The organism is Streptomyces sp. CNZ287, assembly GCF_007827615.1.
Genome location: NZ_VISV01000016.1, coordinates 90,804 through 117,455, shown reverse-complemented (window position 1 = coordinate 117,455; position 26,652 = coordinate 90,804). Strand labels below are relative to the sequence as shown.

The 26,652-nt window shown below is 73.6% G+C and carries 23 protein-coding genes and 1 tRNA gene; 6 read left to right on the top strand and 18 right to left on the bottom strand.

The window, feature by feature from the left end; translation table 11 throughout:
* Positions 1 to 37 precede the first annotated feature (37 nt).
* The 7 genes from rho to FB457_RS25765 form a co-directional block, all read right to left on the bottom strand.
* Complete coding sequence (rho, locus tag FB457_RS25795; RefSeq protein ID WP_047018140.1) at positions 38 to 2,041, bottom strand: transcription termination factor Rho; 2,004 nt, start codon at positions 2,039 to 2,041, stop codon at positions 38 to 40.
* Between the two features lie 549 nt (positions 2,042 to 2,590).
* On the bottom strand, positions 2,591 to 3,562 hold the full coding sequence (thrB, locus tag FB457_RS25790) for a homoserine kinase (RefSeq protein ID WP_047018139.1): 972 nt from the start codon (positions 3,560 to 3,562) through the stop codon (positions 2,591 to 2,593).
* Positions 3,563 to 3,969: 407 nt separating this feature from the next.
* The gene (gene thrC, locus FB457_RS25785) at positions 3,970 to 5,049 is read right to left on the bottom strand and encodes a threonine synthase (protein ID WP_047018137.1); all 1,080 of its coding nucleotides are present in this window, start codon (positions 5,047 to 5,049) and stop codon (positions 3,970 to 3,972) included.
* 36 nt (positions 5,050 to 5,085) lie between these two features.
* Positions 5,086 to 6,378, bottom strand: coding sequence for a homoserine dehydrogenase (locus FB457_RS25780; protein WP_047018136.1), 1,293 nt, complete (start codon positions 6,376 to 6,378; stop codon positions 5,086 to 5,088).
* Positions 6,379 to 6,523: 145 nt separating this feature from the next.
* Entirely contained in the window at positions 6,524 to 7,912 is a 1,389-nt protein-coding gene (gene lysA, locus FB457_RS25775) for a diaminopimelate decarboxylase (RefSeq protein WP_047018135.1), read from the bottom strand.
* A gap of 70 nt (positions 7,913 to 7,982) precedes the next feature.
* Entirely contained in the window at positions 7,983 to 9,023 is a 1,041-nt protein-coding gene (locus tag FB457_RS25770) for a DALR anticodon-binding domain-containing protein (RefSeq protein WP_145783466.1), read from the bottom strand.
* A gap of 63 nt (positions 9,024 to 9,086) precedes the next feature.
* Positions 9,087 to 9,539, bottom strand: a complete 453-nt coding sequence (locus FB457_RS25765) for a response regulator (RefSeq protein WP_047018133.1) — start codon at positions 9,537 to 9,539, stop codon at positions 9,087 to 9,089.
* A gap of 163 nt (positions 9,540 to 9,702) precedes the next feature.
* Between FB457_RS25765 and FB457_RS25760 the strand changes: the two genes are divergently transcribed.
* The 3 genes from FB457_RS25760 (at position 9,703) to FB457_RS25750 (ending at position 10,838) form a co-directional block, all read left to right on the top strand.
* Positions 9,703 to 9,774, top strand: a tRNA-Arg gene (locus tag FB457_RS25760).
* A 390-nt stretch (positions 9,775 to 10,164) separates the two neighbouring features.
* A complete protein-coding gene (locus FB457_RS25755; RefSeq protein ID WP_145783464.1) occupies positions 10,165 to 10,428 on the top strand; it encodes a CopG family transcriptional regulator in 264 nt (87 codons plus the stop codon).
* Positions 10,425 to 10,838 carry a PIN domain-containing protein gene (locus tag FB457_RS25750; RefSeq protein ID WP_145783463.1) on the top strand — a complete coding sequence of 138 codons (414 nt, stop codon included), beginning with the start codon at positions 10,425 to 10,427 and terminating at the stop codon, positions 10,836 to 10,838. Before FB457_RS25755 ends, FB457_RS25750 begins: the two co-directional genes overlap by 4 nt.
* On the opposite strand, the gene FB457_RS25745 is transcribed toward FB457_RS25750, so the two are convergent.
* Positions 10,828 to 11,292 carry a transposase family protein gene (locus FB457_RS25745; protein WP_145783462.1) on the bottom strand — a complete coding sequence of 155 codons (465 nt, stop codon included), beginning with the start codon at positions 11,290 to 11,292 and terminating at the stop codon, positions 10,828 to 10,830. The two genes, FB457_RS25750 and FB457_RS25745, sit on opposite strands and share 11 nt — an antisense overlap.
* A 3-nt stretch (positions 11,293 to 11,295) precedes the next feature.
* Here FB457_RS25745 and FB457_RS25740 point away from each other — a divergent pair, with 3 nt between their 5' ends.
* The gene (locus FB457_RS25740) at positions 11,296 to 11,676 is read left to right on the top strand and encodes a hypothetical protein (RefSeq protein WP_145783461.1); all 381 of its coding nucleotides are present in this window, start codon (positions 11,296 to 11,298) and stop codon (positions 11,674 to 11,676) included.
* A gap of 124 nt (positions 11,677 to 11,800) precedes the next feature.
* A complete protein-coding gene (locus FB457_RS25735; RefSeq protein WP_253911430.1) occupies positions 11,801 to 12,220 on the top strand; it encodes a hypothetical protein in 420 nt (139 codons plus the stop codon).
* 40 nt (positions 12,221 to 12,260) lie between these two features.
* Here the strand turns inward: FB457_RS25735 and FB457_RS25730 are convergent, their stop codons facing one another.
* The 8 genes from FB457_RS25730 to FB457_RS25695 all read right to left on the bottom strand — a co-directional run bounded on the left by FB457_RS25730 (position 12,261) and on the right by FB457_RS25695 (position 23,568).
* Entirely contained in the window at positions 12,261 to 13,415 is a 1,155-nt protein-coding gene (locus tag FB457_RS25730; protein WP_047018129.1) for an MFS transporter, read from the bottom strand.
* Positions 13,408 to 14,244 carry a family 3 encapsulin nanocompartment shell protein gene (locus FB457_RS25725; protein WP_145783460.1) on the bottom strand — a complete coding sequence of 279 codons (837 nt, stop codon included), beginning with the start codon at positions 14,242 to 14,244 and terminating at the stop codon, positions 13,408 to 13,410. Before FB457_RS25725 ends, FB457_RS25730 begins: the two co-directional genes overlap by 8 nt.
* A 23-nt stretch (positions 14,245 to 14,267) precedes the next feature.
* Positions 14,268 to 15,017 carry a sulfotransferase-like domain-containing protein gene (locus FB457_RS25720; protein ID WP_047020393.1) on the bottom strand — a complete coding sequence of 250 codons (750 nt, stop codon included), beginning with the start codon at positions 15,015 to 15,017 and terminating at the stop codon, positions 14,268 to 14,270.
* Complete coding sequence (locus FB457_RS25715; protein ID WP_047018128.1) at positions 15,014 to 15,997, bottom strand: aldo/keto reductase; 984 nt, start codon at positions 15,995 to 15,997, stop codon at positions 15,014 to 15,016. The genes FB457_RS25720 and FB457_RS25715 overlap by 4 nt, the downstream gene beginning before the upstream one ends.
* A gap of 92 nt (positions 15,998 to 16,089) precedes the next feature.
* Complete coding sequence (locus tag FB457_RS25710) at positions 16,090 to 19,137, bottom strand: non-ribosomal peptide synthetase (RefSeq protein WP_052770473.1); 3,048 nt, start codon at positions 19,135 to 19,137, stop codon at positions 16,090 to 16,092.
* A gap of 36 nt (positions 19,138 to 19,173) precedes the next feature.
* Positions 19,174 to 20,304, bottom strand: coding sequence for an NAD(P)/FAD-dependent oxidoreductase (locus tag FB457_RS25705; RefSeq protein ID WP_216725723.1), 1,131 nt, complete (start codon positions 20,302 to 20,304; stop codon positions 19,174 to 19,176).
* Positions 20,297 to 21,925, bottom strand: a complete 1,629-nt coding sequence (locus FB457_RS25700; protein ID WP_052770472.1) for an MFS transporter — start codon at positions 21,923 to 21,925, stop codon at positions 20,297 to 20,299. The genes FB457_RS25705 and FB457_RS25700 overlap by 8 nt, the downstream gene beginning before the upstream one ends.
* The gene (locus FB457_RS25695) at positions 21,922 to 23,568 is read right to left on the bottom strand and encodes an AMP-binding protein (protein ID WP_047020390.1); all 1,647 of its coding nucleotides are present in this window, start codon (positions 23,566 to 23,568) and stop codon (positions 21,922 to 21,924) included. Before FB457_RS25695 ends, FB457_RS25700 begins: the two co-directional genes overlap by 4 nt.
* Positions 23,569 to 23,767: 199 nt before the next feature.
* Here FB457_RS25695 and FB457_RS25690 point away from each other — a divergent pair, with 199 nt between their 5' ends.
* A complete protein-coding gene (locus tag FB457_RS25690) occupies positions 23,768 to 24,661 on the top strand; it encodes an ATP-grasp domain-containing protein (protein WP_047018126.1) in 894 nt (297 codons plus the stop codon).
* Between the two features lie 25 nt (positions 24,662 to 24,686).
* Here the strand turns inward: FB457_RS25690 and FB457_RS25685 are convergent, their stop codons facing one another.
* Both FB457_RS25685 and FB457_RS25680 read right to left on the bottom strand, forming a co-directional pair.
* The gene (locus tag FB457_RS25685) at positions 24,687 to 25,703 is read right to left on the bottom strand and encodes a GNAT family N-acetyltransferase (RefSeq protein WP_052770469.1); all 1,017 of its coding nucleotides are present in this window, start codon (positions 25,701 to 25,703) and stop codon (positions 24,687 to 24,689) included.
* A gap of 7 nt (positions 25,704 to 25,710) precedes the next feature.
* On the bottom strand, positions 25,711 to 26,544 hold the full coding sequence (locus FB457_RS25680; protein WP_047018125.1) for a DUF6202 family protein: 834 nt from the start codon (positions 26,542 to 26,544) through the stop codon (positions 25,711 to 25,713).
* Between the last annotated feature and the right edge of the window lie 108 nt (positions 26,545 to 26,652).

Genomic DNA, 26,652 nt, shown 5'->3' with positions numbered 1-26,652 from the left:
TGCACCGGTTCGCGTGGGACCGGCGCCGGGTTGCGCGTCAGTCGCCGTTGGGCGTGGGCGTGGTCTTCTGGATCTGGAGCAGGAACTCCGCGTTGCTCTTGGTCTGCTTCATCTTGTCCAGCAGCAGCTCCATGGCCTGCTGCTGGTCCAGCGCGTGCAGCACCCGGCGGAGCTTCCAGACGATGGCCAGCTCGTCGCTGCCCATCAGGATCTCCTCCTTGCGGGTGCCGGAGGCGTCCACGTCGACCGCGGGGAAGATGCGCTTGTCCGAGAGCTTGCGGTCGAGCCGCAGCTCCATGTTGCCGGTGCCCTTGAACTCCTCGAAGATCACCTCGTCCATCCGCGAGCCGGTCTCGACCAGCGCGGTGGCCAGGATGGTCAGCGAGCCGCCGTCCTCGATGTTGCGCGCGGCGCCGAAGAACTTCTTCGGCGGGTAGAGCGCCGTGGAGTCCACACCGCCGGAGAGGATGCGGCCGGAGGCGGGCGCCGCCAGGTTGTACGCGCGGCCGAGCCGGGTGATCGAGTCGAGGAGCACGACGACGTCGTGGCCCAGCTCGACGAGCCGCTTGGCCCGCTCGATGGAGAGCTCGGCGACCGTGGTGTGGTCCTCCGCCGGGCGGTCGAAGGTCGAGGAGATGACCTCGCCCTTCACCGACCGCTGCATGTCGGTGACCTCCTCGGGCCGCTCGTCGACGAGGACGACCATGAGGTGGCACTCGGGGTTGTTCGTGGTGATCGCGTTGGCGATCGACTGCAGGATCATCGTCTTGCCGGTCTTCGGCGGCGCCACGATCAGTCCGCGCTGCCCCTTGCCGATGGGCGAGACCAGGTCGATGATCCGCGGCGTCAGCGCACCCGGGTCGCTCTCCAGGCGGAGCCTGTCCTGCGGGTAGAGCGGCGTGAGCTTGCCGAACTCCGCCCGGCCACGGCTCTGCTCGGGACCCTGGCCGTTCACCGAGTCGAGCCGGACGAGCGCGTTGAACTTCTCCCGGCGCTCGCCGTCGCGCGGCTGGCGCACCGCGCCCGTGACGTGGTCGCCCTTGCGCAGACCGTTCTTGCGCACCTGGGCCAGCGAGACGTACACGTCGTTGGGGCCCGGCAGGTAGCCGGAGGTGCGGACGAAGGCGTAGTTGTCGAGGATGTCGAGGATGCCCGCGACCGGGATCAGGACGTCGTCCTCGGCGATCTGCGGCTCGCTGTAGTCCTCGCGGCCGCCCCGGCGCCCGCGGCGGTCGCGGTAGCGGCCCCTGCGGCCGCGCCTGCCGCCGTCGAAGTCGTCGTCCTGCTGCTGTTGCTGCTGCCGGCCGCCGCCCTGGTTCTGCTGGCCGCCGCCACCGCCCTGGCCGCCGCCGTCGTCGCCCTTGTTGCGGCGGTTCTGCCGGTCGCGGCGCCCGCCGCCCTGCCGGTCGCCGCCGCCCTGGCGGTCGCCCTTCTGCCGGCCGCCGTCGCCGGACTGCTTGGCGTCGCCGGTCTTCTCGGCAGCCTTGTCGGCCTTCTCGGCCTTCTCCGCCTTGTCGGCCTTGTCGGCCTTCTCCGCCTTGTCGGCCTTCTCGCCGCCGTTCTGCTCGGCACCGGCGTCCTGCATCTTGACGGGCTGGCCGGGAATGTCGATCCGCGAGTCGCCGTCGTCGCCGCGGCCGTCGCCCTCGGCCTGCTCGGCCGCGTCGGTACGGGCCCGGGAGGTGGCCCGGCGCTTCGGCCGCGCCGCGCCGCCGTCGGCCTGCGCGTCCTTGCCCGCCTTGTCGGCGGCCTTCTCCGCCTTGGCCTCGGCGGGCTTGCCGCCGTCGGCGCCCTGCCTCTCCTTGATCACCTCGATGAGCTGGCTCTTGCGCATCCGAGCGGTGCCCCGGATCCCGAGGCCGGATGCGATCTGCTGGAGCTCCGCCAGGACCATGCCCTCCAGGCCGGCGCCGCGACGGCGCCTGGTCGAACCGGCGGTGGTTGCGGGAGCTCCCCCAGTCTCCTGCTGGGAGGCACCCCCAGAAGCTGGGCTGGCGGCGTTCTCTGCGTTGACGCCCATCAGATCGGTGGTGTCGCTCACGAAGGGTCCTTCCCTGGAGCGGTGCGTCGGCCTGTCTGGCTCGGCGACCGGTCGTGCTCTCCGGCTGCGGCCCGTGCGTTTGCGTCCGCGGGTCCGCGTCGGTGCGGTGGTCCGCCGTACGGCGGTGAAGACTGTGCAGGGTCGGCATGCTGATGGCGCGAGGCACTCGGGTGGGTGTCACGCACGACAGCGGTGCCGATTCGGGAGCGTCACTGCACCGGCAGGCTGCTCAGGCAATGTGGAAGGCTCCCGGAAGAAAGGCTGCCCCGGCGGGGAATTCCCCTTGTGGGACCTGCCCCCGGGCCCTGCGGCCCGGAGAGACCCCAGCACACAGCACGGCCGCGTGGAACCTACGACTGAAGTGCGCTGGTGCTGCCTTGAGGTTAACACTATCGGATCCTGCAGACATTCCCCCTCTCCCGGTGCCGGGAGGCCGGTTCCGTGTTGTGCGGCCAGTGGTGCGGGTCACCGTGCGCGGGCCGTCCGCGCGGGCCCGCTGACCTGCGCAATGTGCCCGCGTACGGCGCGTGGCCCGGCCGCCGCGGCCCGTCAGGCCAGCGGCAGCACGCTCGCCCCCTCCCGGTCGAGGGCCAGCCGGTTGGCGGCCCAGCCCTCGCCCGCCGAACGGGCGACCTTCTCGGCCGCGCCGTCCTCGGCGAACGCCAGCACCGTCGGCCCCGCGCCGGAGATCACCGCGGGCACGCCGTCCGCGCGCAGCCGCGCCACCAGCGCCGTACTCTCCGGCATCGCGGGCGCCCGGTAGTCCTGGTGGAGCCGGTCCTCGGTGGCGGTGAGCAGCAGTTCGGGGCGCCTGGTCAGGGCCTCGACGAAGAGCGCCGCGCGGGCGGCGGTGAGCGCCGCGTCCGCGTGCGGCACCGTACGGGGCAGCAGGCCGCGGGCCTCCGCGGTGGAGAGCGGGTTGCCGGGCACGAAGACCACCGGGACCACGCCCCCGGCGGGCTCCAGCCGGATGGCCCGTACCGCCGCGGGGGCGTCCCCGGGGGCCGTGCCCGCGCCGCCCGTGCCGTCGTCCGTCCAGGCCAGGGTGAACCCGCCGAGCAGACAGGCCGCGACGTTGTCCGGGTGGCCCTCCAGCTCCGTCGCCAGCTCCAGCAGCGCCGCCCGCTCGGGGGCGTCCAGGACGCCGGAACGCTCGGCACCGCCTATCGTCACCGCCCGCGCCGCGATGATGCCGGCGCAGATCGCCGCGGCCGAGGAACCGAGCCCGCGGCCGTGCGGAATGCGGTTGGCGCACACCACCTCGAGGCCGCGCGGCTGGCCGCCCAGCGCCTCGAAGGCGCTGCGCATGGCCCGTACGAGCAGGTGGGACTCGTCCCGCGGCAGGTTCTCCGCGCCCTCGCCGGCGATGTCGACGTGGAGCCCGGACTCGGCGACCCGGACGACCACGTCGTCGTACAGCCCGAGGGCGAGGCCGAACGTGTCGAAGCCGGGGCCGAGGTTGGCGCTGGTCGCCGGTACGCGGACGCGTACGGGCGCGGCGCGGAAGGCTGGACCGGCCATCGCTTGCGTGACTCTCCTTGTGACTCTCACCCGGTCTCCCGGGCGGTGGGGGAAATCAGCTCGGTTACGACTCTGCCCGACCGGTGCCCCCGCGGCATGGCGTGCGCGCGCGGACGGGCGGTGCGGACGGCATACGGAAGGGGGTGCCCGGGACACTCGACCGGCGGGCTCAACGCCAGCTTATCGAAGGTGGGTTCCCCTGCGACATAGGGCGCACAGGAGGCGCTCGATGCGCGGCCCGCGCACGTCCCCGGCGCGCGGCGGAAGAGCCCGTACGGCGCGCGCCCCCGGCCCCGGCCGTACGCACGTCCGCCCAGGCCGGACGGGCTGCCGCCGGTGCCGTACGCCGGTGCGCCCGTGCCGTACGCGGGTATGCCGGCCGGTACGCGGGCCGCGGGGCGCCCCGGTCAGGCCAGCCCCAGCCGCTCCGCCGCCCGGTCCGCGTCGACCGGCACGGCGACGGGCTGCGGGGCACCGGCGACCGCCCAGTCGGGGTCCTTCAGGCCGTTGCCGGTGACCGTGCAGACGATCCGCTGTCCCGGGTCGACCCGGCCCTGCTCGGCCGCCTGCAGCAGCCCCGCGACGCTCGCCGCCGAGGCCGGCTCGACGAACACGCCCTCCTGGGCGGCCAGCAGCTTGTACGCCCGCAGGATCTGCCGGTCCGTGACCGCCTCGATGTGCCCGCCGGACTCGTCGCGCGCCCGCTCGGCCAGCTCCCACGAGGCGGGGTTGCCGATGCGGATGGCGGTGGCCAGCGTGCTCGGGTCCTTCACCGGCTCGCCGTGCACGATCGGCGCCGCGCCCGCCGCCTGGTAGCCCCACATCCGGGGGGTGTGCGTGGCGAGAGCCCCCTGCGGGGAGGAGGCGTCGTGGTACTCGCGGTAGCCCTTCCAGTACGAGGTGATGTTCCCGGCGTTGCCGACGGGCAGGACATGGATGTCGGGGGCGTCCCCGAGCGCGTCCACGACCTCGAAGGCGGCGGTCTTCTGACCCTCGATCCGCACCGGGTTGACGGAGTTCACCAGCGCCACCGGGTACTGCTCGCTGAGCGCGCGGGCCAGCGTCAGGCAGTCGTCGAAGTTGCCGTCGACCTGGAGGATGCGCGCGCCGTGCACGAGCGCCTGGCCCATCTTGCCCAGCGCGATCTTGCCCTGCGGCACCAGCACGGCGCAGGTCAGCCCGGCCCGTACCGCGTAAGCGGCCGCGGAGGCCGACGTGTTGCCGGTCGAGGCGCAGATGACGGCCTGGGCGCCGGACTCCTTCGCCACGGAGATCGCCATCGTCATGCCGCGGTCCTTGAAGGACCCGGTGGGGTTGGCGCCCTCCACCTTCAGGTGGACGTCGCACCCGGTGCGCGCGGAGAGCACCTGGGCGGGCACCAGCGGGGTCCCGCCCTCCCGGAGCGTCACCACCGGAGTCCCCGCGGTGACCGGCAGCCGGTCGCGGTACTCCTCGATGACGCCCCGCCACTGGCGGGTGCCGGACATTCGCGGTTCGTCGATCACTGCGTCCATTTCCTTACGTCACTCCCCTTCGACCCGCATGGTGCTCGCCACGCCGCGGACGGTCTCCAGCCGCCGGAGCGCCTCGACCGTCGCGGCCAGCGCGGCGTCCGTCGCCCGGTGCGTGACCACCACGAGCGACGCCTCGCCGTCCTTGCCCTGCTGCCTGACCGTGTCGATGGACACGTCGTGCTCGGCGAAGACCGCGGCCACGTGCGCGAGCACGCCCGCCCGGTCGGCCACGTCCAGGCTGATGTGGTACCGCGTCACGACGCCGTCGGGCGGCGCCACCGGCAGTTGCGCGTACGCGCTCTCGCCGGGACCGCTGCCGCCGCTCAGCCGGTGCCGGCCGACCGCGACCAGGTCGCCGAGCACGGCGCTCGCGGTCGGCGCGCCGCCGGCGCCCGGACCGTAGAACATGAGCTGCCCGGCGGCGCTGGCCTCGACGAAGACGGCGTTGTACGCCTCGCGCACGGAGGCCAGCGGGTGGGTCCTGGGGATCATCGCAGGGTGCACCCGCGCGGTGACGGACGTGCCGTCGGGCGTGCGCTCGCAGATGGCGAGCAGCTTGACCGTACAGCCCATGCGGGTCGCGGACGCCATGTCGGCGGCGGTGATCTCGGTGATTCCCTGGCGGTGCACGTCGTCGAGGCGGACCCGGGTGTGGAAGGCGATGCCGGCGAGGATCGCGGCCTTGGCGGCGGCGTCGTAGCCCTCGACGTCGGCGGTGGGGTCGGCCTCGGCGTAGCCGAGCGCGGTGGCCTCCTCCAGCGCCTCGGCGTAGCCGGCGCCGGAGGTGTCCATGCGGTCGAGGATGAAGTTGGTGGTGCCGTTGAGGATGCCGAGCACGCGGTTGACCTTGTCGCCGGCGAGCGACTCGCGCAGCGGGCGGACCAGGGGGATGGCGCCGGCGACGGCGGCCTCGTAGTAGAGGTCGACGCCCTGCCGGGCGGCGGCGGCGTGCAGGCTGGGGCCGTCCTCGGCGAGGAGCGCCTTGTTGCCCGTGACGACGCTGGCGCCGTGCTCGAAGGCGGTGGTGATGAGCGTACGGGCCGGCTCCAGGCCGCCGATCAGTTCGATGACGATGTCGATGTCGCCGCGTTTGACCAGCGCCGTGGCGTCCGTGGTGACCAGCTCGTCCGGGATCCCCGGCCGCGCCACCCCCGCGCGCCGCACCGCGACGCCCGCCAGCTCGACCGGGGCGCCGATCCGGGCGGCGAGGTCGGCGGCGTTCGCCGTCATGATGCGCGCGACCTCGGAGCCGACGGACCCGCAGCCCAGGAGCGCCACCTTCAGCGGACGCCTCTCGCTCATACGACCTCGTTCCTCGTTCCTCACGTGCACCGATGGGGGCCGGTTCCAGTCTCACGCAGCGGGGGGCGATTGCGAGGCCCTGTCCGGATGGCGAGACGTACCGTTTAAGTCCTGAGATATGCGGGAGATATGACCGCGCTGCCGCTCAGCCCACGTCGAGCCGCAGCAGGTCCTCCTCCGTTTCGCGGCGCACGATCTCCCGCGCCGCGCCGTCCGCCACGGCCACCACGGGCGGGCGCAGCACGTGGTTGTAGTTGCTCGCCATGGCGCGGCAGTACGCCCCGGTGGCGGGCACCGCGAGCAGGTCGCCGGCCGCGAGGTCCGCCGGGAGGTAGGCGTCGCGTACGACGATGTCGCCGGACTCGCAGTGCTTGCCGACGACGCGGGCGAGCATCGGCTCCGCGGTGGACGCGCGGGAGGCCAGCGCCACCGAGTACTCCGCGTCGTAGAGCGCGGTGCGGATGTTGTCCGACATGCCGCCGTCCACGCTCACGTACGTGCGCAGCCCCGCCAGCTCCTTGACCGTACCGACCTCGTACAGCGTGAACGCCGTGGGGCCGACGATCGCGCGCCCCGGCTCGACGGAGAGCCGGGGCACGGCGAGACCGGCGGCGGTGCACTCGCGGGAGACGATGTCGCGCAGGGCCTTGGCGATCTCGTGCGGCTCGCGCGGGTCGTCCTCGGGCGTGTACGCGATGCCGAGGCCGCCGCCGAGGTCGATCTCGGGCAGCTCCACCCCGTGCTCGTCGCGGATCTCGGTGAGCAGCCCGACGACGCGGCGGGCGGAGACCTCGAAGCCGGCCATGTCGAAGATCTGCGAGCCGATGTGGCTGTGGATGCCGACCAGTTCCAGGGAGTCGAGCTTCAGCACCCGCCGCACCGCCTCGGCCGCCTGTCCTTCGGCGAGCGCGAGGCCGAACTTCTGGTCCTCGTGGGCGGTGGCGATGAACTCGTGCGTGTGCGCCTCGACGCCGACCGTCACCCGGATCTGCACCCGCTGGCGCTTCCCGAGCCGCTCGGCGATGTGCGCGACGCGGACGATCTCCTGGAACGAGTCGAGCACGATCCGCCCGACGCCGGCCCCGACGGCCCGCTCGATCTCGGCGCGGCTCTTGTTGTTGCCGTGCATCGCGATCCGCTCGGCGGGCATCCCGGCGGCCAGCGCGGTCGCCAGCTCGCCGCCGGAGCACACGTCGAGGTTCAGCCCTTCCTCGCGCAGCCAGCGGACGACGGCGCGGGAGAGGAACGCCTTGCCGGCGTAGAAGACGTCGGCGTCCTCGAAGGCGTCGGTCCAGGCGCGGCAGCGGGCGCGGAAGTCTTCCTCGTCGAGGAAGTAGGCGGGGGTGCCGAACTCCTCGGCGAGCCGGGTCACGGGCAGCCCGCCGACGGTGACCACGCCGTCGGCGCCGCGGGCGACGGTACGGGCCCAGACGCGGGAGTCGAGGTCGTTGAGGTCGGCGGGCGGTGCGGCGTAGTGCCCTTCGGGCAGCACGTCGCCGTGCCGGGGGCCGGCGGGGTGGGCGGATCGGCTCACGGCGGGGTACTCCTTCGGTGGTGCGGGGTGTTCGCAGGTGGCTGTCGGGTGGCTGGGCGGTGGCTGTGGCTCAGAGGTGCCGGGGGGCCCGGATCCCGAGCAGGGCGAGCCCGTTGCGCAGGGCGACGCCTGCGGCGGCGGCCCGGCGCAGCCGGGCCCGGTGCACGGCGGTGGGCTCCTCGTCGCCGCTGGGCAGGGCGGGGTGGGCCGCCTCGGCGCCGAGGAAGGCGCCGGCCAGGACGTCGAGGTGCCGGGCGAGCCGGTCGGGCGCGCGGCGGCGGGCGGCGGTCTCCACGACGGCGGGGAGCTCGCCGATGGCGGCGAGGAGGACGCCGTCGGAGCGAGTGTGCCGTACGGGGGCGGCGGGGGGCACGGCGGGTGGTCCGTCGGCGCGGGTGCCGACGCGGGTGTCGATCCGGAGCTGGGCGGCGGCGCGGGCGAGGGCGGCGGTGCGGGAGTGGGCGTACTGGATACGGAAGAGGGGGTTGGCCTCGCGGCGGAGGAGCAGCTCGGGCGCGAGACGGGGCCGCTGCCGGGCGGGTGCACGCAGGAAGGCCCACCGCAGCACGTCGGGGGGGAGCTCTCCGAGACCGCGACCGGCCCCGGCTCCGATTCCGGCTCCGGTCGGGGCCGCGACACCCGTCACCCGTACGAGATCCCCCTGCTCGCCGAGGGACGCACCGGCGGCGAGGAGGAGCCGCCGGAGGGAGTCGGCGAGGACGAGGGCACGGGGATGCTCGTCGGCGACGAGGCGGAAGGAGCGCCCGCGGAGGCAGTCGCCGTGCCCGAAGGATTCACCCGCGGCGAGGGCGTCCTCGACGGGATCGCCTTCATGCAGAAGGGTGATGTTGAGGAACCCGGGCCCGGTGACGGTCACGGCGGCGATGCCGGGCTGGACGGCGAGCCGGTCGCGCAGCAGGGCGGCGACGTCGAGGGGGTCGCGGCCGGCGGCGTGGGCGAGCTGGAGGGCGGCGTTGGTGGCGTAGTCCCCGGACCCCCCGGGCCGCGGCCGCTCCACGACGACGCGCGCCGGCACGGGTGCGCCGAACTCACCCACCGCGGCGGATCGCACCGTACGCAGGACGGTGCCGGTGAGCTCTGCGGGGTCCACGGGACCAGCGTACGAGAGGGACGGGGTGGGGAGGCGAACCCTTTTACCGGACTCGTCCCCGGCTCAGCACACCGGAGACCCGGCGGGCTCCGCGTCATCGGCGGCATCCCCGGCGACGCCCCCGCCGACCCGCTGCGAGGCCCGCCGCGCGGCGAGCCGCCGCACGACCCGTACGAGATCGACCGGCTCGAAGGGCTTGGCCACGAACGCATCCACCCCGGCCGCCCGCCCCGCCTCGGCCTCCAGCTCACTGCACCCGCTGACCACCGCTATCGGCAGCCCCCGCGTCCGCGGATCGGCCCGCAACCGGGCCGCGGTCCGCAGCCCGTCGAGCCGGGGCATGACGATGTCGAGCGTTACCACATCGGGACGCACCCGATGGACGGCTTCCAGACACTCGGCACCATCGGCCGCGGTCACGACCTCGAAACCTTCAAGTTCGAGATTGACCCTGATCAACTGCCGGATCACCTTGTTGTCATCGACGACAAGGACCCGACCGGACAAGCCAGGCACACGGGAAAGAGTAGGCGCGCCCGCCCCCCTACGTCCGGCTTTTGGACACTTCCGCCCCTGACCTGCACACACACCCCGCCCCCCACCCCCAAAACCCCGTACCGACCACCCCCGCGAAGCTGGTAGGGTTCTACCCGTCACCGCACCACCACGCGGCGGACACGCCCCCGTAGCTCAGGGGATAGAGCAACGGCCTCCGGAGCCGTGTGCGCAGGTTCGAATCCTGCCGGGGGCACCGGAAATCAAGGCTCTGACCAGCGGAAACGCCGGTCAGAGCCTTTCTTGTGCATGCTAAAACTGCAACGGCCTCAAACGCCCTGAGAGTTCGCTGCCCCAGCGCTCCGAGCTGGCCGGCGGGCCGCCTTTCCCACCGCCCAGATGTACCGGGCCCTGCGCCTCGGAAGCGTCGTCCGAAGCCCTCTTCCCCACGTGCTCGCGTCGCGCTTCGGCGCCCTGGGCGTGGCCCGTTTAGCGCTTTCGCAGCCAGCGCGCCGTCACCTCGCGCTTGGGGCTCCTCATGGCGTCCACTGCCCTCCGGGTCAGGTAAACGCTCAAACCTCACATGCAGATGCCACGTCAGAGACTTCGCCACCTCGCCGAGAGGACCCTTGGTAGGATAGGTAGCATGAGTGAGCCTACCGGCAAGTACTCGATCACCATGCCGCGTGACATCGCGGAAGCCGCCCGTTCCCGCAGCGGCCACTCCGGCCTGTCCGCCTACGTAGCCGCAGCCGTCGCCCGCCAGATCGAGCGCGACAACCTCAACGAACTCATCACCGTCGCCGAGGCCGAGCACGGCCCCATCACCGACGAAGAGATCCAGGCCCTGCGCGACCAGCTCCACCAGGCCCGCCAGCAGCAGACGAGCAACGGAGCGGACGCTGCGTGACCCGCTCTCCCGCCGTGCCCGGCGGCACCCTCGTCCTCGACAGCGAGGGCCTCGCCAAGGCCGTCCTGCGCGACCGCGCCGTCACCACCTGGCTGGCCCTCGCACGCGCCGACGACCTCCGCGTCATCACCTCCGCAGCCACCCTCGTCGAAGTGATCCACCCCCGCATCAACCGCCCGGCCCTGGAATGGACGCTGTCCCGGCTCGTCGTCGAGCCGGTCACCGAGCCGATCGCCCGCCACGCCACCGCCCTCCTGGCCGACGCCGGACTGCACGGCCACAAGCACGCCATCGACGCCATGCTCAGCGCCACCGCACTCGCCGCTCCCGCTCCTGTCACAGTCCTCACCTCCGATACCGAGGACCTCATCCCCCTCTGCGGCACGCGCGCCACCGTCATCAAGGTCTGAACTCCAGCAACTGCGGGCGTTTGCGCTCGGCATGCCAGGTCAGGCGCTGATTCAGTTCATCGGTCTGCCCGGTAGCTGCTCGATGCGCCAGCACGCTCAGGGATGACGCTGGTGGCCTGGGCCACGGCGTCCTCGTCATCCCCTCGCGCGGACTGAGGCGCGCGCAGGTGCGGAACAGCTCGCGGTTGCCCACGCTGGCCAGGTGCGGTCTGAAGCCTTCGACCTTGCCGTTGGTCTCTGGCCGGCAGGGGCGGACGAGTGTCCCGGTTGCGCTGAGGCTGGCCAGGAACGTTCTTCCAGGCCAGGCCCTTGCAGTGGCCCAGGCGTTGTCAGTCGGAATCCGCCCGATCCGGTCTACGCCGTGCCGGTGGAAGAACGCGGCGGCGCGGATGCGGAAGTCCGCGCAGGTGGTGACTGTATTCGCGGCGCCCGGCGGGCCGGCTTCTGCAGGCACGAGATGCCCTCGGACTCCCTCCTCACCGTCGAGCGCGACCTGCCGGCGCTCCTCGTCGGCGATGTCTCCGTCGCGCTGAACCGGGCGGCCATGACCTCACCCGAGCCGGCGGCCCTCCTGCTGCGCCACAGCGGGCAGACCACCGGCCCGCTGGTCGCCGACTGCCTCCTCCGGCTCGCCGACGACGGGCATCTGCGCAACGACGACCCGGTGATGCCTTCCAGCTCTTCTACGGCCTCGTGGTGCGCCATCTGCAGATCCGCGTGCGGCTCGGCGAGGCTCCGCCGGGCGAGGACGGCATCCGCGCCGCCGGGGCCACCGCCGCCGACCGCTTCGTTGCCCTCACCGCGAGCCCCGCAGGGCCGGCCCGCGGGCCGGCGGTGACCCGGTCGTCGGGAAGGCGGCGGTGGCGTCGCGGGCGGAGCCGTTCGGTCGGATGCACCCGGACGGGCTTTTGCACTGCCGACGGCGGCCTCGTTCGCGTACGGTCACGGTCATGGTCATGGCGATGACGCGAACACGATCGTTACTCGTGCCGGCCGCGCTGCTCGCCGCCGCGCTGACCGCGTGCGGTGGCTCGGACGACGCCGCCGACCGGAGCGACCGGGGTGAGGAGCCGTCCTCCTCGTCCGCCGCCCCGGCCCCGAGCGCGACCTCCCACGAGGCCGTATGCGTGCGGCTGATCACCTACTGGGCCCACGACCAGCTCAAACCCGGCGGCGGCAGCCAGTCGGACTACCAGCAGAAGGGCCTGTCCGACGGGCAGAACACGATCCTGCTCGATGTCGTCGAGCAGGCCAGGGAGGAGCGGCGGAACAACGGCGACGCCGCGGCCCGGAAGCTGGTGGAGCGCGAGGTGAAGAAGCGCTGCGCGGAGCGGTACGAGGGCGAGGGCTCCGACGCCCCGTCTGCCGGCTGGCCCCGGTAGCGCGGCGCTTGCGGATCGCTGCGGGCCGGGGCCCGGCGGCTCAGGCCGCCGCCGGGTCCCGGGCCGCGGCGGCCCGGGCCGCGGCCGTGCCCGCGTACAGCGAGCCCAGCACGGCACCGGCCGCGATCAGGAACGTCAGCGTGTAGCTGACCTCCGCGAGTACGCCGCCGATCAGCCCGGACAGGCCGATGGCCACGTCGAAGAACGACGTCACGGCGCCCAGCGCGGCGCCGCGTTCGGACTCGGGCGCGGCGTCGATGGTGATGAGCGCGAGCGCGGGATAGAGCAGCGTGAAGCCGCCGCCGGCGATCAGTGCGCCGAGCGCCGCCAGCCACAGGTCGGACGCGAACGCGATCAGCACCATGCCCAGCGCCTCTACCGACGCGGAGAACACCACCACCGGCAGTGCGCCGACCCGGTCGGGGATCCGGCCCGCCACTACCCGCACCGTCACGTACGCGACGCCGAACGCGCTGACGACGACGGACCCGTGGGCCACGCCGCGGTGCGTCATCGCCAGCGCCGCGAAGCCCGCCACCATCGCGTAGCCGAAGGAGCCGCACGCCAGCGACACCCCCGGCAGCACGGCCGAGCGCGGCAGCAGCTTGCGGGAGACCGCGGCGCCCCGCTCCACCCGGTCGGTGAGCGCGAAGATCACGCAGAACGCGACGGCCGGCAGCGCCGCGGCCGTGGCCCACACCGCGCCGAACGACCCCGCCCGGTGCACCAGCTCGCCGAGCACGGGGCCGAGGGCGAAGCCGCTCCACATGGCCAGCCCGTAGAAGCCGACGATCTGCGCCCGCCGGTCCTGCGGGGCCAGCGACACCGTCCACAGCGACCCGGCCATGAAGAGCATCGCCTCGCCGACGCCCAGCAGCACCCGCGCCGCGTACAGGCCGGGCAGGCCGAACGGCAGCGCGTACAGGCCGGCGGTGGCCACGATGAGCACCGCGCCGCACAGCATCACCCGGCGGCAGCCGGTGCGCTGCGCGAGCTGCCCCGCGTACGGGCGCACCAGCAGAGCCACCACGCCGGAGACGGTGAAGGTGACGCCCACCTCGAACGCCGAGCCGTCCAGCTCGGCGGTGACCAGCTTGGGGATGATCGGGATCACCATGCCGACGGCGGTGAACGTGCAGAGCAGCGCGGCGATCAGGCCGGCGAAGGTGCGTCGTGGCCACCGCTGTTCAGTCATGTGCCCCGCCCGGGACCACGTGGTAGAAGTGCGTCGGCAACTGCAGGGCCACGCCCTCGTAGACCTCGGCGCACACGGCGGTGCCGGGCGCCGCGAAGGTCCCGGGCGGCGGCTCCGCCACCTTGATCAAGGAGTGGCCGGCCTCCAGCAGCCGCGCCGCCATCGCGAAGTCACCGACGATCGCGTGGCCGGGCGCCACGTGCCGGTTGCGGCAGATCATGACCTTCTCCCGGGCCAGGTCGGTCAGCAGGCTGCCGGAGCCGACCAGCTCGCCGTAGTAGTCCCGGGGGTTGACGATCATTGCGTGCCCGGTGCCGCCGGTCTGCTCGATCTCGTCGAAGGCGGCCAGCACCCCCTGCGCGTACGAGCCGGAGTACGGCAGCGGCGCCAGGTCGGGGTGGCGCAGCAGGTCGACGGTGAGCGCGCGGTTCTCCGCGGTGCCGAGCCGCACCATCAGGCGGCGGTCGACGAACGACGCCAGCGCCTCCGGCTCGTCCGCGAGCCGGTCGGGTATCTGCACCCAGCCGGCGATGGGCGCGACGCCGTATGCCGCCGTGGCGAAGCGGAAGTCCGCCTCCCGTAGCCGCTCGCCCGCCGTGCGGGGCGCGGACCCGCCGGGCCGCGACTCGAACCAGGAAACGAGCGCGCCGGTGTCGACGCGCTGTTTGCGGAAGAGGTTGCGCACGGTCAGCCGGGGGCGGTCCGCGGTCGGCTGGAAGGCGTCGCTGAGCGTGAAGTCGAAGCGGACCTCCGCCGACGCCGGGTCGGTGCGGAAGGCGTGGGCGAACTGCTCACCGGGGGTGGCGGTGCGGATCTCCGTCGCGGGCATGTCTCTCCTCCTGTGCCGGGGTTTCAGAGGGCGTGTTCGACGAGCCGCTGGTAGTAGGGGAGATGGTGGTCGTAGTACGCGCGCAGCCGCGGGTCGTCCTCGACGGCGACCCGGTGCCGGGAGCGCGGGGCGGTGAAGCCGGAGCTGGCGCTGGCGTCCAGGTGCCAGCGCCGGTTCTGCCGCCACTGGGGCAGCTCGCCCGGGGCCCAGGTCAGTGCGGCGGGCAGGAAGGGCAGGCCGACCGCCGCGCAGTACGCGGCGACCGTGCCGGCCGGGTCGGCGAGCAGCCGCTCCGCGGCGACGACCACGGGCCGGACGCCGGTGGTCTTCCACGCCAGCTCGAACAGCGCCCACTGGTGCTCGTAGCCGACCTCGCGGCAGGCGAACTCCGGCTTGACGGCGTGGTGCGAGGCAATGGTCGCCGCGGGCTCGCGGACGATGAACGTGTGCCGGAAGCCGGCGATCGACCCGGGGTGCGCGAAGAGGTGGTCGTAGCGGTACTCCAGGGTGTCCTTGAAGAACACCGGGCCCGCCGCGCCCAGTTCGGCCAGGTGCGCGAGCAGCTCCGCGTACGACCGCACGGTCGTCGTGCCGCCGCCGGTGCCCGGCAGCGCCACCTCGCCGTGATCTGTGAGCAGCACCAGCGGCTCATGCACCACGGTGACGTCGCCGCGCTCGGCCATCATGCGCAGGAACGCCGTCGACACCGAGCGCGGGTGCGCCCACAGGGCGATGACGCCCGCCCGCGCCCCCGCGCCGTCGCCCCCGCTCACATCGACCAGGCCGTGGGCCGCCGGTCCCACCGGTGCCGGCGCAGCTCGGCCAGCAGCCCGGCGTCGAGCGGCGGGGCGTCGGAGACCGCGACGTTGGCGCGCACGTGAGCGGGTTTGCGCATGCCGGGAATGACCGTGCTCACGGCCGGGTGGTGGAGGATGAAGCGCAGCGCGAGTTCGGGCAGCGTCATCCCCTCGGGGAGCACCTTCTTCAGCGCCTCCGCCCGGTCGACGGTGGGGCCGAGGTTGTCCGGGCCGAAGTAGACCGCGCGCCAGTCGTCTTCGGGGAACGAGGTCTGGCGGGTGAGCGTGCCGGTCAGCCCGCCCTCGTCGAACGGGACGCGGGCGATGATGCCGATGCCGTCGCGCTGCGCGCGTTCGAACAGCTCGTCCTCCGGCGCCTGGTCGAAGATGTTGTAGATCACCTGGACGACGTCGATGAGGCCGGTGTCGAGTGCCCGCATGCAGTTCTCCGGCTCCCAGCGGTTGACGCTGATGCCGAAGCCCTCGATCACACCCTCCGCCTTGAGGTCGGCGACGACCCGCTGCCAGCGTTCGTCGCCGGCCCACCTGTCCTCCCACACGTGGAACTGCAGCAGGTCGATGCTGTCGGTGCCGAGGTTCTCCAGGCTGCGGTGCACGTACTCGCGCACGTGGTCGGGCGGGAAGACGTCGTCGAGCGTGTCGTCCTTTCCGGGCGGCCACTCGCGGTTGCGCGGCGGCACCTTCGTCGCGGTGTAGAGCCGCCGCTCGGGGTGGCGCTTCAGCAGCGCCGCGAGCAACTGCTCGCTGACTCCCCTGCCGTAGACCCAGGCGGTGTCGAAGAAGGTGCAGCCCAGCTCCACCGCCAGGTCCAGGCAGTCGGGCGCGACGTCGTAGTCCCAGCCGGTGAAGCCGCCGGGGCCGCCGCCGATGCCCCACATTCCGTAGCCGATTTCGCTGACCTGCCAGCCGAGCCGGCCCATGGTCCGATTCTGCACGAGTTCCCTTCCGTCGCTGTTCCGTTCGGTTCCGTCGGGTTGCCTGTGGTACCTCCGGCCCGGCCGCCACGCCGGCCGGGCCGCTCTCGCGGTCAGCCGGTGAGCGTGGCGCGGTAGGCGGCGAACGCCTTGTCGAGTGGGCCGTCACGCAGCCCGTGGCGCTCGTCCAGCGCCGCGCACCCGGCCCTGGTGAACAGCCGCGGGTTGTCGACGAACAGCCCGGCGAAGTCCGGTACTCCGTCCGCCCCGGTGGCCGGGAGGGAGGTCAGCACGGCGTGCAGCAGGGCGGAGGCCGACCGCTCGTCGGCCTCGGCCGCCGCGGCGAGCGTGGCCATGAACTCCCGCGGCGGCAGCGGGCGCGCTCCGCCGTCCGCCGCGTCCGCTTCGCCGGCCGGGGCCAGGCCGACGGTCCCCAGGTCGACGCTCTCCGTGCGGAAGACGTGGTAGTCCGCACCGGTCGGCCCCTCGGCCAGCCCCGCCGCGAGCCGGGCGGCCGTCTCGTCGACCGGCGTGTAGTCGGTGCGCATCGGCACCGCGGGCCGTACCCCGGCCTCGTGGAAGGCGGACAGTAACAGGTGGGTGAGCGCCCGCGGGTTGGGCACGCCGTTGTCCGCGGCCGGCATGATCTCGCCGAGCCGGTAGATCGTGACCGGCGCGCCCAGTTCGCGCGCCCGCATCAGCATCTTCTCCGCCACCAGCTTGGAGCGGCTGTAGCCGCTGGCCGGGACCGTCACCCGCCGTGGGTCGGTGTCCTCGCCGAGCGGTGCGCCGGCGTGCAGCGCATGCCGGTCCAGCGCCCCCAGGGTGGACACGTGGTGCAGCGGCTTCGGCCGGCCGGCGAGCGCGAAGCGCAGCGCGTGGGCGGTCCCCGTGACGTTGGCGGCGCGGTGGTCCCGGTAGCCGAGCAGAAAATTGACCAGCGCGCCGGCGTGCAGCACCGCGTCGCACTCCGCCGCGTACCGTTCCCACCGCCGCTCGGGCCAGCCGAAGCGGGGCAGGGCGAGGTCGCCGGCGCGGGCGTCCAGCCGCTGCCCCAGCGACTCCTCCCACAGCCCCTGGGCGCGGAGCGCGGCCACCATCCGGCTCCTGGCCTGAGCGTCGTCGCGGGCGCGCACCAGGCACACCACCCGGGCTTGCGTGCCGTCGAGCAACCGGTGCACCGCCCGGGAGCCGACGAAGCCGGTGGCCCCGGTGACCAGCACCGTACGCGGCGGCAGCACCGCGGCGGCACCGGCGGCGCGGGCCGCCGCGTGCGCCAGGTCCGCCGGCGGCAGCGCGTCGCGCTCCATCAGCGCCGACTCCTCCTGCGCGCCGTCGTCGCCGTCCCGCGCAGGACGGCGCAGGACGGCGACGACGAGCGCGGCGGGGGTGCGGTGGGTGTAGAGGTCGGAGACGGTCACCGGCACGCCGAGCGCGTCGCGCACGGCGATGGTGGCGCCGAGCGCGCTCAGCGAGTCGCCGCCGCGGGCGAGGAAGTCGTCGTCCACGCCGAAGTCCGGCAGCCCGAGGACGCCGCGCACGATGTCCGCGACGCGCTCCGCCGGCGAATCGTCGTCGCGGGCGGCGGATCGGACGCCGGCCTCCAGCTTCTCCGCCACGATCCGGCGAAGCGCCTCCAGGTCGACCTTCCCGTTGTCGGTCAGCGGGAGCGACTCCACGACGATGCAGTGCTGCGGCAGGTGGATGCGCGGCAGCACCGACGTCAGGTGCGCGCGGAGCGCCGCCGGCGCGGTGCCCTCCTCGGCGGCGGCAGCCACCACCAGCTTGTTGCGGCCGCCCCGCCGCACGGTCAGCGCCTTGGCCTGGATCACTCCGGCGCAGCCCTCGGCCGCCGTCTCGACCTCGGCCAGCTCGATGCGCACCCCGTCCACCTTCGCCTGCCGGTCGCGGCGGCCGGTGAAGCGCAGCAGGCCCGCCTCGTCGAACCAGCCGAGGTCGCCGGTGCGGTACAGCCGCGGGCCGGGGATCTGCGGGTACGGGTTCGGCACGAAGACCTGCCCGGTCCGCTCCGGGTCGCCGAGGTAGCCGGCGCCCACGCAATCACCGCCGACGAGGATCTCCCCGGTGCGGCCGGCGGGCAGCGGTGTGAGCGTGTCGTCGGCGACGACCGCGTAGCAGTTGTCGATGGGGCGGCCGAGCGGGATGCGGTCGCCCTCGTCGCCGGCGATGCGGTGGAAGACCATGCCGATCGCGGTCTCGGACGGGCCGTAGCCGTTGGTGATCTCAAGGCCCGGAACCAGGTCGCGCAGCCGGTGCACGGCGTGCGGGATGATCTCCTCGCCGCCCACGACGAGGTGACGCAGCGACGCCACCTTCGCCACCGCCGCGGGCTCGGCCTCCAGCAGGGCCAGCAGCATGCCGAGGATCGCGGGCACGAAGTCCGTGACGGTGACGCGGTAGCGGTGGATGATCTCCACCGTCCGCTCCAGGTCGAGGAACTCGCCCTGCTCTGGGACGATCGTGCGACCGCCGGTCGTCAGCGGCCACAGCAACTGCCAGATCGCCGAGTCGAAGGTGTGCCGGCTGTTCTGCAGGACGACCTCGTCGCCGGTGGCGGCGAACCAGCGGGTCATGAAGCGCAGCCGGTTGGCGAGCCCGCGGTGCAGGTTCAGCGCGCACTTCGGCGGACCGGTGCTGCCCGAGGTGAACACCCCGTACGCCACCGCGTCCGCGCCCGGCGCCGGCACGTCGGGCCCGCGCCCACGCGGACGGATGCGGTGCGCGGCGACCACGTGCGCGCCGTGCTCCACGACGGCGGCGGTCGCGGTGAGCACCAGCCGCGGGGCGGGGTGCACGAGCACGGCGCGCAGCCGCTCCTCGGGCCAGGCGGGGTCGCAGAGCGTGAAGGCGGCGCCGAGCTTCATCAGGGCCACCATGCACAGCGGCAGTTCGAGACTGTTGCCGAGGACGACGGGCACGACGTCTCCGGCGCGCACGCCCGCCTCGGCCAGTTCGGCGGCCAGGCCATTGGCGAGCGCGTCGAACTCCGCGTAGGTGAGCGTGGTCTCGGTCGTGCCGCGGTAGGTGACGGCGGGGCGGTCCGGCGTGCGGGCACGCTGCTGTTCGATGAGGGCGGTCACCGGACGGTACGGGCCGTGGTCGGCCCGGCCACCGGCGAGGTGCCAGATCGTATCCGACATGTCCAGCGAACTCTCTCTCCCGGAAGGGGGTTGAGGTCAGAGAGGTGCCGTGCGGGTGTGGACAGGGGTGACGTCTGTGGCGAGCGAGCGCAGTGCGGTGGGTGGTGCGTCCCCCGCGGCGAGGGCGGCGAGCAGCGCGCCGGCCGCGGGGGCTGTCTGGATGCCGTAGCCGCCGAGTCCGGCGAGCCAGCAGAACCCCGGCGCGTCCGGGTCGGGCCCGATCACGGGGGTGTCGTCGGGCGCGGCGGTGCGCAGCCCCGCCCAGGCGTGCGTGACGTGCCGCAGCGGGAGTGCGACCATCGCCTCGAACCGCGCGATGGCCAGCGCCACGTCGGTATCGTCGTGCCGTGCTCGACCCGGCACCATCGGCGTCGCGTCGGCAGGGGAGAGCAGCAGGCCGCCGGGCTCGGGGCGGGCGTAGAAGGTGTCGGCGACGTCGGTGACCATCGGCCAGCCGGTGACGTCGTGGCCGTCGGGTACCGGCGCAAGGGCGGCGGTGCGGCGGTACGCGACGAGCCCGGCCGGCGCCACGCCGGCCAGGTGCGCAACGTCGTCCGCCCACGCGCCGGCGGCGTTGACGACGAGCGGCGCGGAGAAACCGCCGGCGGAGGTGGCGGCGTGCCACCGGCCCCCGCGGCGGCAGAGCCCTGTGACCCGTGCACCGGTCACCACCGTGCCGCCGGCGGCACGCAGCCCGCGCAGGAAGCCCTGGTGCGCGGCGCCCACGTCGATGTCGCAGGCGCCGGGTTTGTGCAGCGCCCGGTCGAAGGCGCCGGGGCGGAGCAGGGGGCAGAGCGCCAGCGCCGCCGCGGCGGTCAGCTCCACCGCGGGCCGCGGCGCGCCGGCCCCCGCGGCCTTCGCCGCCTCGAAGGCGGCGGCGGTCTCCGGGGTGCCGAGGGCGAGCACGCCGCGCGGCGTGAGCAGCGCGCCGGCGGCGAAGCCCGCGGGCGGCGCCGCGTAGAAGGCCCGGCTGTGCCCGGTGAGCGCCCGCACCGTCGCGTTGCCGAAGTACTCGCTGAACAGCGCCGCGGAGCGCCCGGTCGCGTGCATCCCCGGTGCGCGCTCCGCCTCCAGCAGGGTCACCCGGCTGCCGCCGCGCTGCCTGGCGAGGAACCATCCCGCCGCGGCACCCGCGATGCCTCCCCCGATGACAAGGACGTCAGCCACCGTCACCCGCCCTTCCCGGCTCCGCCGGACCCGCGGCACCGGGAGCCGCCGGCTCGGCCGGACCGGCGGTTCCGGCCGCCGGCCCGTCCGTCGTCTTCGGCCCGTCCGTACCGCCCGCCGCGGTGCGCACGTCCGCCGGGGCTCCCGGCTCGGCCCTCCCCGGCACGGTCAGCAGCGCGAGAAGCAGGGCGAGCGCCGTGACGCCCGCCGCCACGAGGAACCCGCGGCCGACGCCCTCGGACAGCGCGGCCTCCGCGTCCGCGTGGTCCTGCGCCTCGACCGTCGCCCACACCACCGTGCCGAGCACGGCCAGGCCGGTGGCGCCGCCGATCTGCCGGGACATGTTGAACAGGCCGGAGGCGGCGCCCGAGTCCTCGTCCGGTACGTCGGCGAGCGCGGCGATCGTCAGCGGCACGCTGACCACACCGAGACCCGCGTACGTCAGCACCGTGGGAACCAGCATCCCGGTGGTGTACCCGGCGGAGTCGCCGATCCGCGACAGCCACAGCATGCCGACCGTCGCGACCAGCAGCCCGCCGCACACCAGCGGCCTCGTGCCGGCCACCGCCACGAGGCGCGAGCTGACCTTGGCGCCCAGCACCAGCAGGCCGGTCAGCGGGATGTACACGAACGCCGTCTTCAGTGGCGAGTAGTCCCACACCCGCTGCAGGAAGAGCGTGAGGAAGAAGAAGATGCCGAACATCGCGGTGCTGGTGAGCGCGAACACCGCGTACGTACCCGGCCTGGTGCGGCCCGCGAACAGCCGCAGCGGCACCAGCGGCTGCTTGCTCCGCTTCTCCACCAGCACGAAGACCGGCAGCAGCACCGCCGCGAGCACCAGCGCGCCGACGACCGCGGGAGAGCTCCAGTTGCCGCCGTCCGCGGCGCCGTCGATCAGCCCGTAGACCAGCAGCAGCGCCGCCAGCGTCCCGGTGACGGCGCCCACCGCGTCGAACGCGCCGCGCCGCCGCTCCGTCTCCTTCAGCACCCGCCGGCCCACGGCGAGGATCGCCACCCCGATCGGGACGTTGACGAACAGCACCCAGCGCCAGGAGAGATACGACGTGATCAGCCCGCCGGCCATGATGCCGACGCCGCCGCCCGCCGTGGCCACCGCCGTGTACCAGCCCACCGCCCGATTGCGCTCCGGCCCCTCGGGGAACGTCACCGCGATCAGCGAGAGCGCGGCCGGCGACGCCGCCGCCGCGCCCACGCCCTGCGCCGTCCTGCACACCACCAGCAGCCACGGCTCCCAGGCCATGCCGCCGAGCAGCGAGGCGACGGTGAACAGCGCGATGCCGGCGGTGAACACCTGCCGCCTGCCCAGGATGTCGCCGCACCGGCCGCCCAGCATCAGCAGCCCGCCGAAGGCGATCGAGTACGACGCGACGACCCACTCCAGGTCGGAGCCCGACAGATCGAGCGAGCGCTGCATGCTGGGCAGCGCGACGTTGACGATGGTCGCGTCGAGCAGGAACATCAACTGCGCCGTGGAGATCACCAGGAGCGCGACCGAGCGCCGCCTGCGCGCCGCGTGGGACGCGGGGACGCCGCCGGGCTCCGCGGAGCCCGCCGGGGGGGAGGACCCCCAGGGGGGCGGGGAGCCCGGCGAGGCCGTCATCGGCGGGCGGCGTACTCGATCTCGAGGCGCTCGCGCAGCGGATGGCGCAGCACCTTGCCCAGCGAGTTCTTCGGCAGCTCCCAGACGAACTGCACCCGGTCCGGCCACAGCACCCGGGCCATCTTCTCGGCCGCAAGGTGCGCGTGCACCGACTCCAGCGTCGGCGGTTCGCCGTCCGCCACCACGACCGCGCACACCAGCTCCGCGGTGGGCAGCTGAGGATCGGGGTAGCCGACGAGTGCGACCTCCCTGATGTTCGGGTGCCGGGTGAGGACGGACTCGACCTCCAGTGTGGCGATCTTCTGGCCGTTGGCGCGGTTGATCTGGTCCACCCGGCGGCCGGTGATGCGGATACCGCCGCGGCCGTCGTGGCGCGCCAGGTCGCCGGTGTCGAACCAGCCGTCGGCGTCCAGGCACGCTTCGTACACCTCGCGCTGGCCCAGATAGCCCAGGCACTGCGAGGCGCCGCGGACCAGCAGCCGGCCCACGGCCGGCTCCGGCTTGCCCGGCCCGGCGTCGATGCGCACCTCCATCGACGGCTCCGCCCGGCCGTCGCTGTGCGCCGCCCAGCCTTCCGGGTCGCCGTCCCGGGTCACGGTGACCGCGCCGTTCTCGGTCATGCCCCACAGCGCGCGCACGGGCAGGTCGAAGACCTTCCGCATCTCCGAGATCAGCCGCGGCTGAATGGGCGCCGAGCCGGAGACGACCTGCACCACGGCGGAGGTGTCCCGCGGCTGAGCGCGCTGGATCTCCAGCATGTCGACCAGCCGCGCCGGCGCGGCGTACGCCCACGTGATGCGGTGCTCGGCGAGCAGGTCGAGGAAGAGCTCCACGTCGAGGTGGTCGGACTGCGTGACGCAGGTGGCGTGCAGCAGCAGCGGCATGTAGCAGGCGTAGGTCAACCCGGCCATGTGCGTGGCGAAGGCCGGGATCGAGATGATGTCGCCGGCGGTCAGCCGGTGCGGCCGGGAGACCGCGAGCACCGCGGCGTGCAGGGTGTTCTGGCTGTGCACCACGCCCTTCATCCGGCCGGTGGTGCCGGAGGTGTAGAGCAGCAGTGACGGGTCGTCCGGTCCGAGCGGGGCGGCCGATGCCACCGGCGGGTGGTCGGTCCGTACGAAGAACCCCTCGAAGTCCAGCGCACCGGACGCGGCGGCGTCGCCGATCACCACCCGGTGCGCCAGCGTCTTCGGCGCGGCCTCGGCCAGCCGGGCGCCGTAGTCGGTCTCGCCTATCCGGTCCACCGTGACGCAGACCTTCGCGCCGCTCTCCGTGAGCACGTACGCCAACTCGCGCACGTCGAGCGCGGGGATCACCGGTGAGGTGACGGCGCCGATCCGGTGGCACGCCAGGAAGAGCGGGGTGAGCTGCCACCGGTTCGGCATGTACAGCGCGACGACGTCGCCGCGTCCGACGCCGAGCGCCGCGAGCGCCGCCGCGAACCGCTCGACGACGTCCGCAAGCTCGGCGTAGGTGAGCGTCCTGGCGTGATCACGACCCTCGTACGCGATGATCGCGGGGTGAGCTGGGCGTGAACGGGCCGCCGCCTCAAGGTCGTCGAGGAAGGTCTCGTCCCGCCACCAGCCCGCCGTGCGGTACGCGTCGGCCTCTTTCCGGCCTGGCCTGACGAGCGTTCCCCACATGCCCACGGCAGCAATCCCCCCTCGTACGCGAGCACGAATACGGCGGCTGATGCTAACGGGACGGTGCGGCCGAGCGGTAGACCACTTGTGTGGCCAAATTCTTGTGCTGCCAACGGCCTTGACAGGGAGTTCGTCCTGCCGGGAGGCTCCGGCACGGGAAGGCGGAGGGCCGCGCGGCCACGCACCCGAGGGGAGCACCGTGAAGATCGGCTTGCTGGGCTGGGACTACACCGGTATCGATCCCGACGGCCCGAGCCTCGTGGAGTACGGGCGTGAACGCGGGCACGAGATGTCGTTCTTCACGCTGGAGGAGATCGCGTACCGCACCGGGTCCGGCGGCGACGTGGAGCTGTCGCTGCGCGGGGAGCCCGCGGCGGCCTTCGACGCGATCCTGAACCGGGCCAAGCTGTACGGCGACGACTGGCAGGACCGGGTCGAGCGGCTGACGATGCTCAGCGACACCCCGGGCCCGCGCATGTTCGACCCCGCGGAGGCGTGGCTGACCGGGTACAGCAAGTTCCAGATGGCGCAGCGGCTGGCGGCGGCCGGGCTGCCCGTGCCGCCGCTGCGGTCGGTGACCACCACCGCCGAGGTCGAGGCGGCGTGCGCCGAATGGGGCCCGGTGATCATCAAGCCGTCGTTCGGCTACCGCGGGCAGGATGTCGAGCGGATCGCCGACTACGCCGCCGGCAAGGCACTCGCCGAGGAACTCCTCTCCCGTCACCGCACGCTGGTGTGCCAGCCGTACTACCCCACCGAGGGCGGTGAGTACCGGATCACCGTTGCCGGGGAGGTCGCCCCGATCAACATGCTGAAGCTGCCGGCGGCCGGGTCCTGGCGCTGCAAGACGCTGGAGGGCTCCAGCTTCGAGCGCTTCGACGCCCCCGACGAGCTGATCGAGCTGTCGGTGGCGGCGACCCGCGCCATGGGCCTCACACTCGCCGGACTCGACGTCCTGCCGACCTCCGACGGCTACGTCATCCTTGAGGTCAACGCGGTGCCGGGCTTTCTGTCGCTGCTCGGCAGGGAACAGCACCGGCAGGTGCTCGGCGGCGTGTTCGACTGGGTGGAGCGGAGCATGGCGGCGGGCTGAGCGGGCACCGCCGCCGGGCTCTCCGTCAACCGCCGGGTCGGCGCAGCACGGTCGGCGCCAGCGACGGAGCCGCGTACAGCGCGGAGTTCACCGGGGACTCGCAGACGAGGTTGACCGCGAGCTGCCGCGGACCGCCGGCGGCGGCCGGAGGGCTGCTCCCGCCGTCCGTGCCGCCCGCGCCGGTGTGCTCGCCGCCCGGCGCGGACACCGGATAGCCGAGCATCAGCGTCGGGTCGCTGAGTGCGCCGAGCCGAAGCACCAAGTCGGCCTCGTCCGTAACCGCCGGGTCGGTGAAGTCCTGTGCGGGCACCGGCCGGAAGCCCAGCCCGGCCTTGAACACGAACAGGCCCGGCTTGGTGAGGTGCCCCGACAGGTTCGGCTCGTCGCCGAGCGTGGCGTACTCGTACCCCTTCTCCCGGGCGATGCGCAGCGCCGCGGTGTACAGCGCCCGCGGCAGGCTGCGGCGCCGCCACCCCGCGCTGACCGCGGAGAACCGCAGCACCGCGGTCCGGATGTCCGGCCGTTCCAGCACCAGCACGCCGCCGACCACGTCGGTGCCGTTCACGCCCTCGCCGCCGACGCCGTCCGCGGCGACGGCGAAGACGCCGAAGAACTTGTCCGGGCCGTTCAGGACCGTGTCCCGGTAGTCCAGGGCGAACGGCACGCCGAAGCGCATCCGCGCCACGCGCGCCGCGTACAGGACGAGGAAGCTGTCCAGCAGCTCCGGAGTGATGGGGTCGGCCACCACCTCCCGCAGCCCCGCCGCGGCGGCGCGGCGCTGCGCCCTGCGGATCGACTGCCGGTCGGCCCGCTCCAGCCTGCCCAGGAACGCCGCCTCGTCCACACCCAGCTCCGCCAGCCACGTCACCGCGGACGGCTTGACCACGAAGCCGCGCGCGGCCAGCTCACCGGCCAGCCCCGGAGGCGGCTCCGGCAGCCGGACCACGTCGATCCGCTCCCGGACCTGTGCCCAGGGCCGGCGGTCCAGCTCCGCCGGCTCGATCACGGCGAGCGCCAGGCCGTAGTGGTCCCGCAGCTCCATGTCCGGGCTACGCGCCGGCCGCTGCGGGCTCGGCCAGGCGCCGGGCGAAGCACTGCAGCGCGCGTGAGAAGCTGCCGGCGTACTCCTCGACCAGCCGCAGGAACTCCGCCGCCTCCGCGTCGTCCGTGACCAGCGTGGTCATGCCGGTCTCGTCATCGCTGACCTGCGCGGCGTGCACCGTCTCCGCCTTGATGTGGGCGTCGATCCAGGTGAACTGCTCCTTCTCGGTGAAGACCTTCTCGCCGCCCGCCGTCACCTTCCCGTACATCCGCCGGAACGCCACCGCGATGTCGAGCGCGATGGTCTCCACGACGCGCAACTGCACGGCGGCGCCGTGCGGGGAGTCGGCGAGCCGGTCCATGTTCGCGAGCAGCTCCGCCACCGGGCCCGGCAGCTCCTGCGCCCGGGCGCGCGCCGACTCGTCCACGCGTGCGGCGAGGGGCGCGGTGATGGTGTCGTCCCACCAGACGTAGTGGATGCCGGCCGGCCCGCGGGGCGCGACCGAGCTGAACTCGGGGGCGGCGTTGTCCAGGTCGTCGCCGATGACGCGGTAGACGGTCTGGAGGGCGCCCAGGAGCGTACGGGACGGGTCGCGGTCCGCCGCGAAGGAACGGGCGATCACCCCCAGCCCGGCCAGCGTGGTGAACATGAAGCCCTTGGTCATCGCCCGCCACCACACGGCGATGTCGAGCCCGGCCTCCGGGGTGACGGAGCCGGCGTCGCGCGCGGCGGCGAAGAACGGGTTGTCCGTCCGGCGCAGTTGCGCCTTGTCGATCTGCTCCTCCACCCGGTCGTCGAGCCGGTTCCGGTCGACCGCGGGCAGTTCCGCTGCAGCAGTCACATGCACTCCAGGGTGTCCGTCGGGGTGTGCTCCTGTTTTCCGTTCCGTGCGGGTCGCGCCGTTCCTTCGGCCGCCGCGCGGTGACGCGCGGCGGCCGGGCCGGTCCGG

Bases quoted from the DNA above. Each gene is read 5' to 3' on its own strand.
- FB457_RS25780 (WP_047018136.1), bottom strand. From the start codon at position 6,378: ATGAGCGAGAGGCGTCCGCTGAAGGTGGCGCTCCTGGGCTGCGGGTCC.
- FB457_RS25725 (WP_145783460.1), bottom strand. From the start codon at position 14,244: ATGCCCGCGACGGAGATCCGCACCGCCACCCCCGGTGAGCAGTTCGCC.
- FB457_RS25735 (WP_253911430.1), top strand. From the start codon at position 11,801: ATGACGCGAACACGATCGTTACTCGTGCCGGCCGCGCTGCTCGCCGCC.
- FB457_RS25730 (WP_047018129.1), bottom strand. From the start codon at position 13,415: ATGACTGAACAGCGGTGGCCACGACGCACCTTCGCCGGCCTGATCGCC.
- FB457_RS25710 (WP_052770473.1), bottom strand. From the start codon at position 19,137: ATGTCGGATACGATCTGGCACCTCGCCGGTGGCCGGGCCGACCACGGC.
- FB457_RS25685 (WP_052770469.1), bottom strand. From the start codon at position 25,703: ATGGAGCTGCGGGACCACTACGGCCTGGCGCTCGCCGTGATCGAGCCG.
- FB457_RS25755 (WP_145783464.1), top strand. From the start codon at position 10,165: ATGAGTGAGCCTACCGGCAAGTACTCGATCACCATGCCGCGTGACATC.
- thrC (WP_047018137.1), bottom strand. From the start codon at position 5,049: ATGTCCGGCACCCGCCAGTGGCGGGGCGTCATCGAGGAGTACCGCGAC.
- FB457_RS25700 (WP_052770472.1), bottom strand. From the start codon at position 21,925: ATGACGGCCTCGCCGGGCTCCCCGCCCCCCTGGGGGTCCTCCCCCCCG.
- thrB (WP_047018139.1), bottom strand. From the start codon at position 3,562: ATGGCCGGTCCAGCCTTCCGCGCCGCGCCCGTACGCGTCCGCGTACCG.
- FB457_RS25695 (WP_047020390.1), bottom strand. From the start codon at position 23,568: ATGTGGGGAACGCTCGTCAGGCCAGGCCGGAAAGAGGCCGACGCGTAC.
- FB457_RS25740 (WP_145783461.1), top strand. From the start codon at position 11,296: ATGCCCTCGGACTCCCTCCTCACCGTCGAGCGCGACCTGCCGGCGCTC.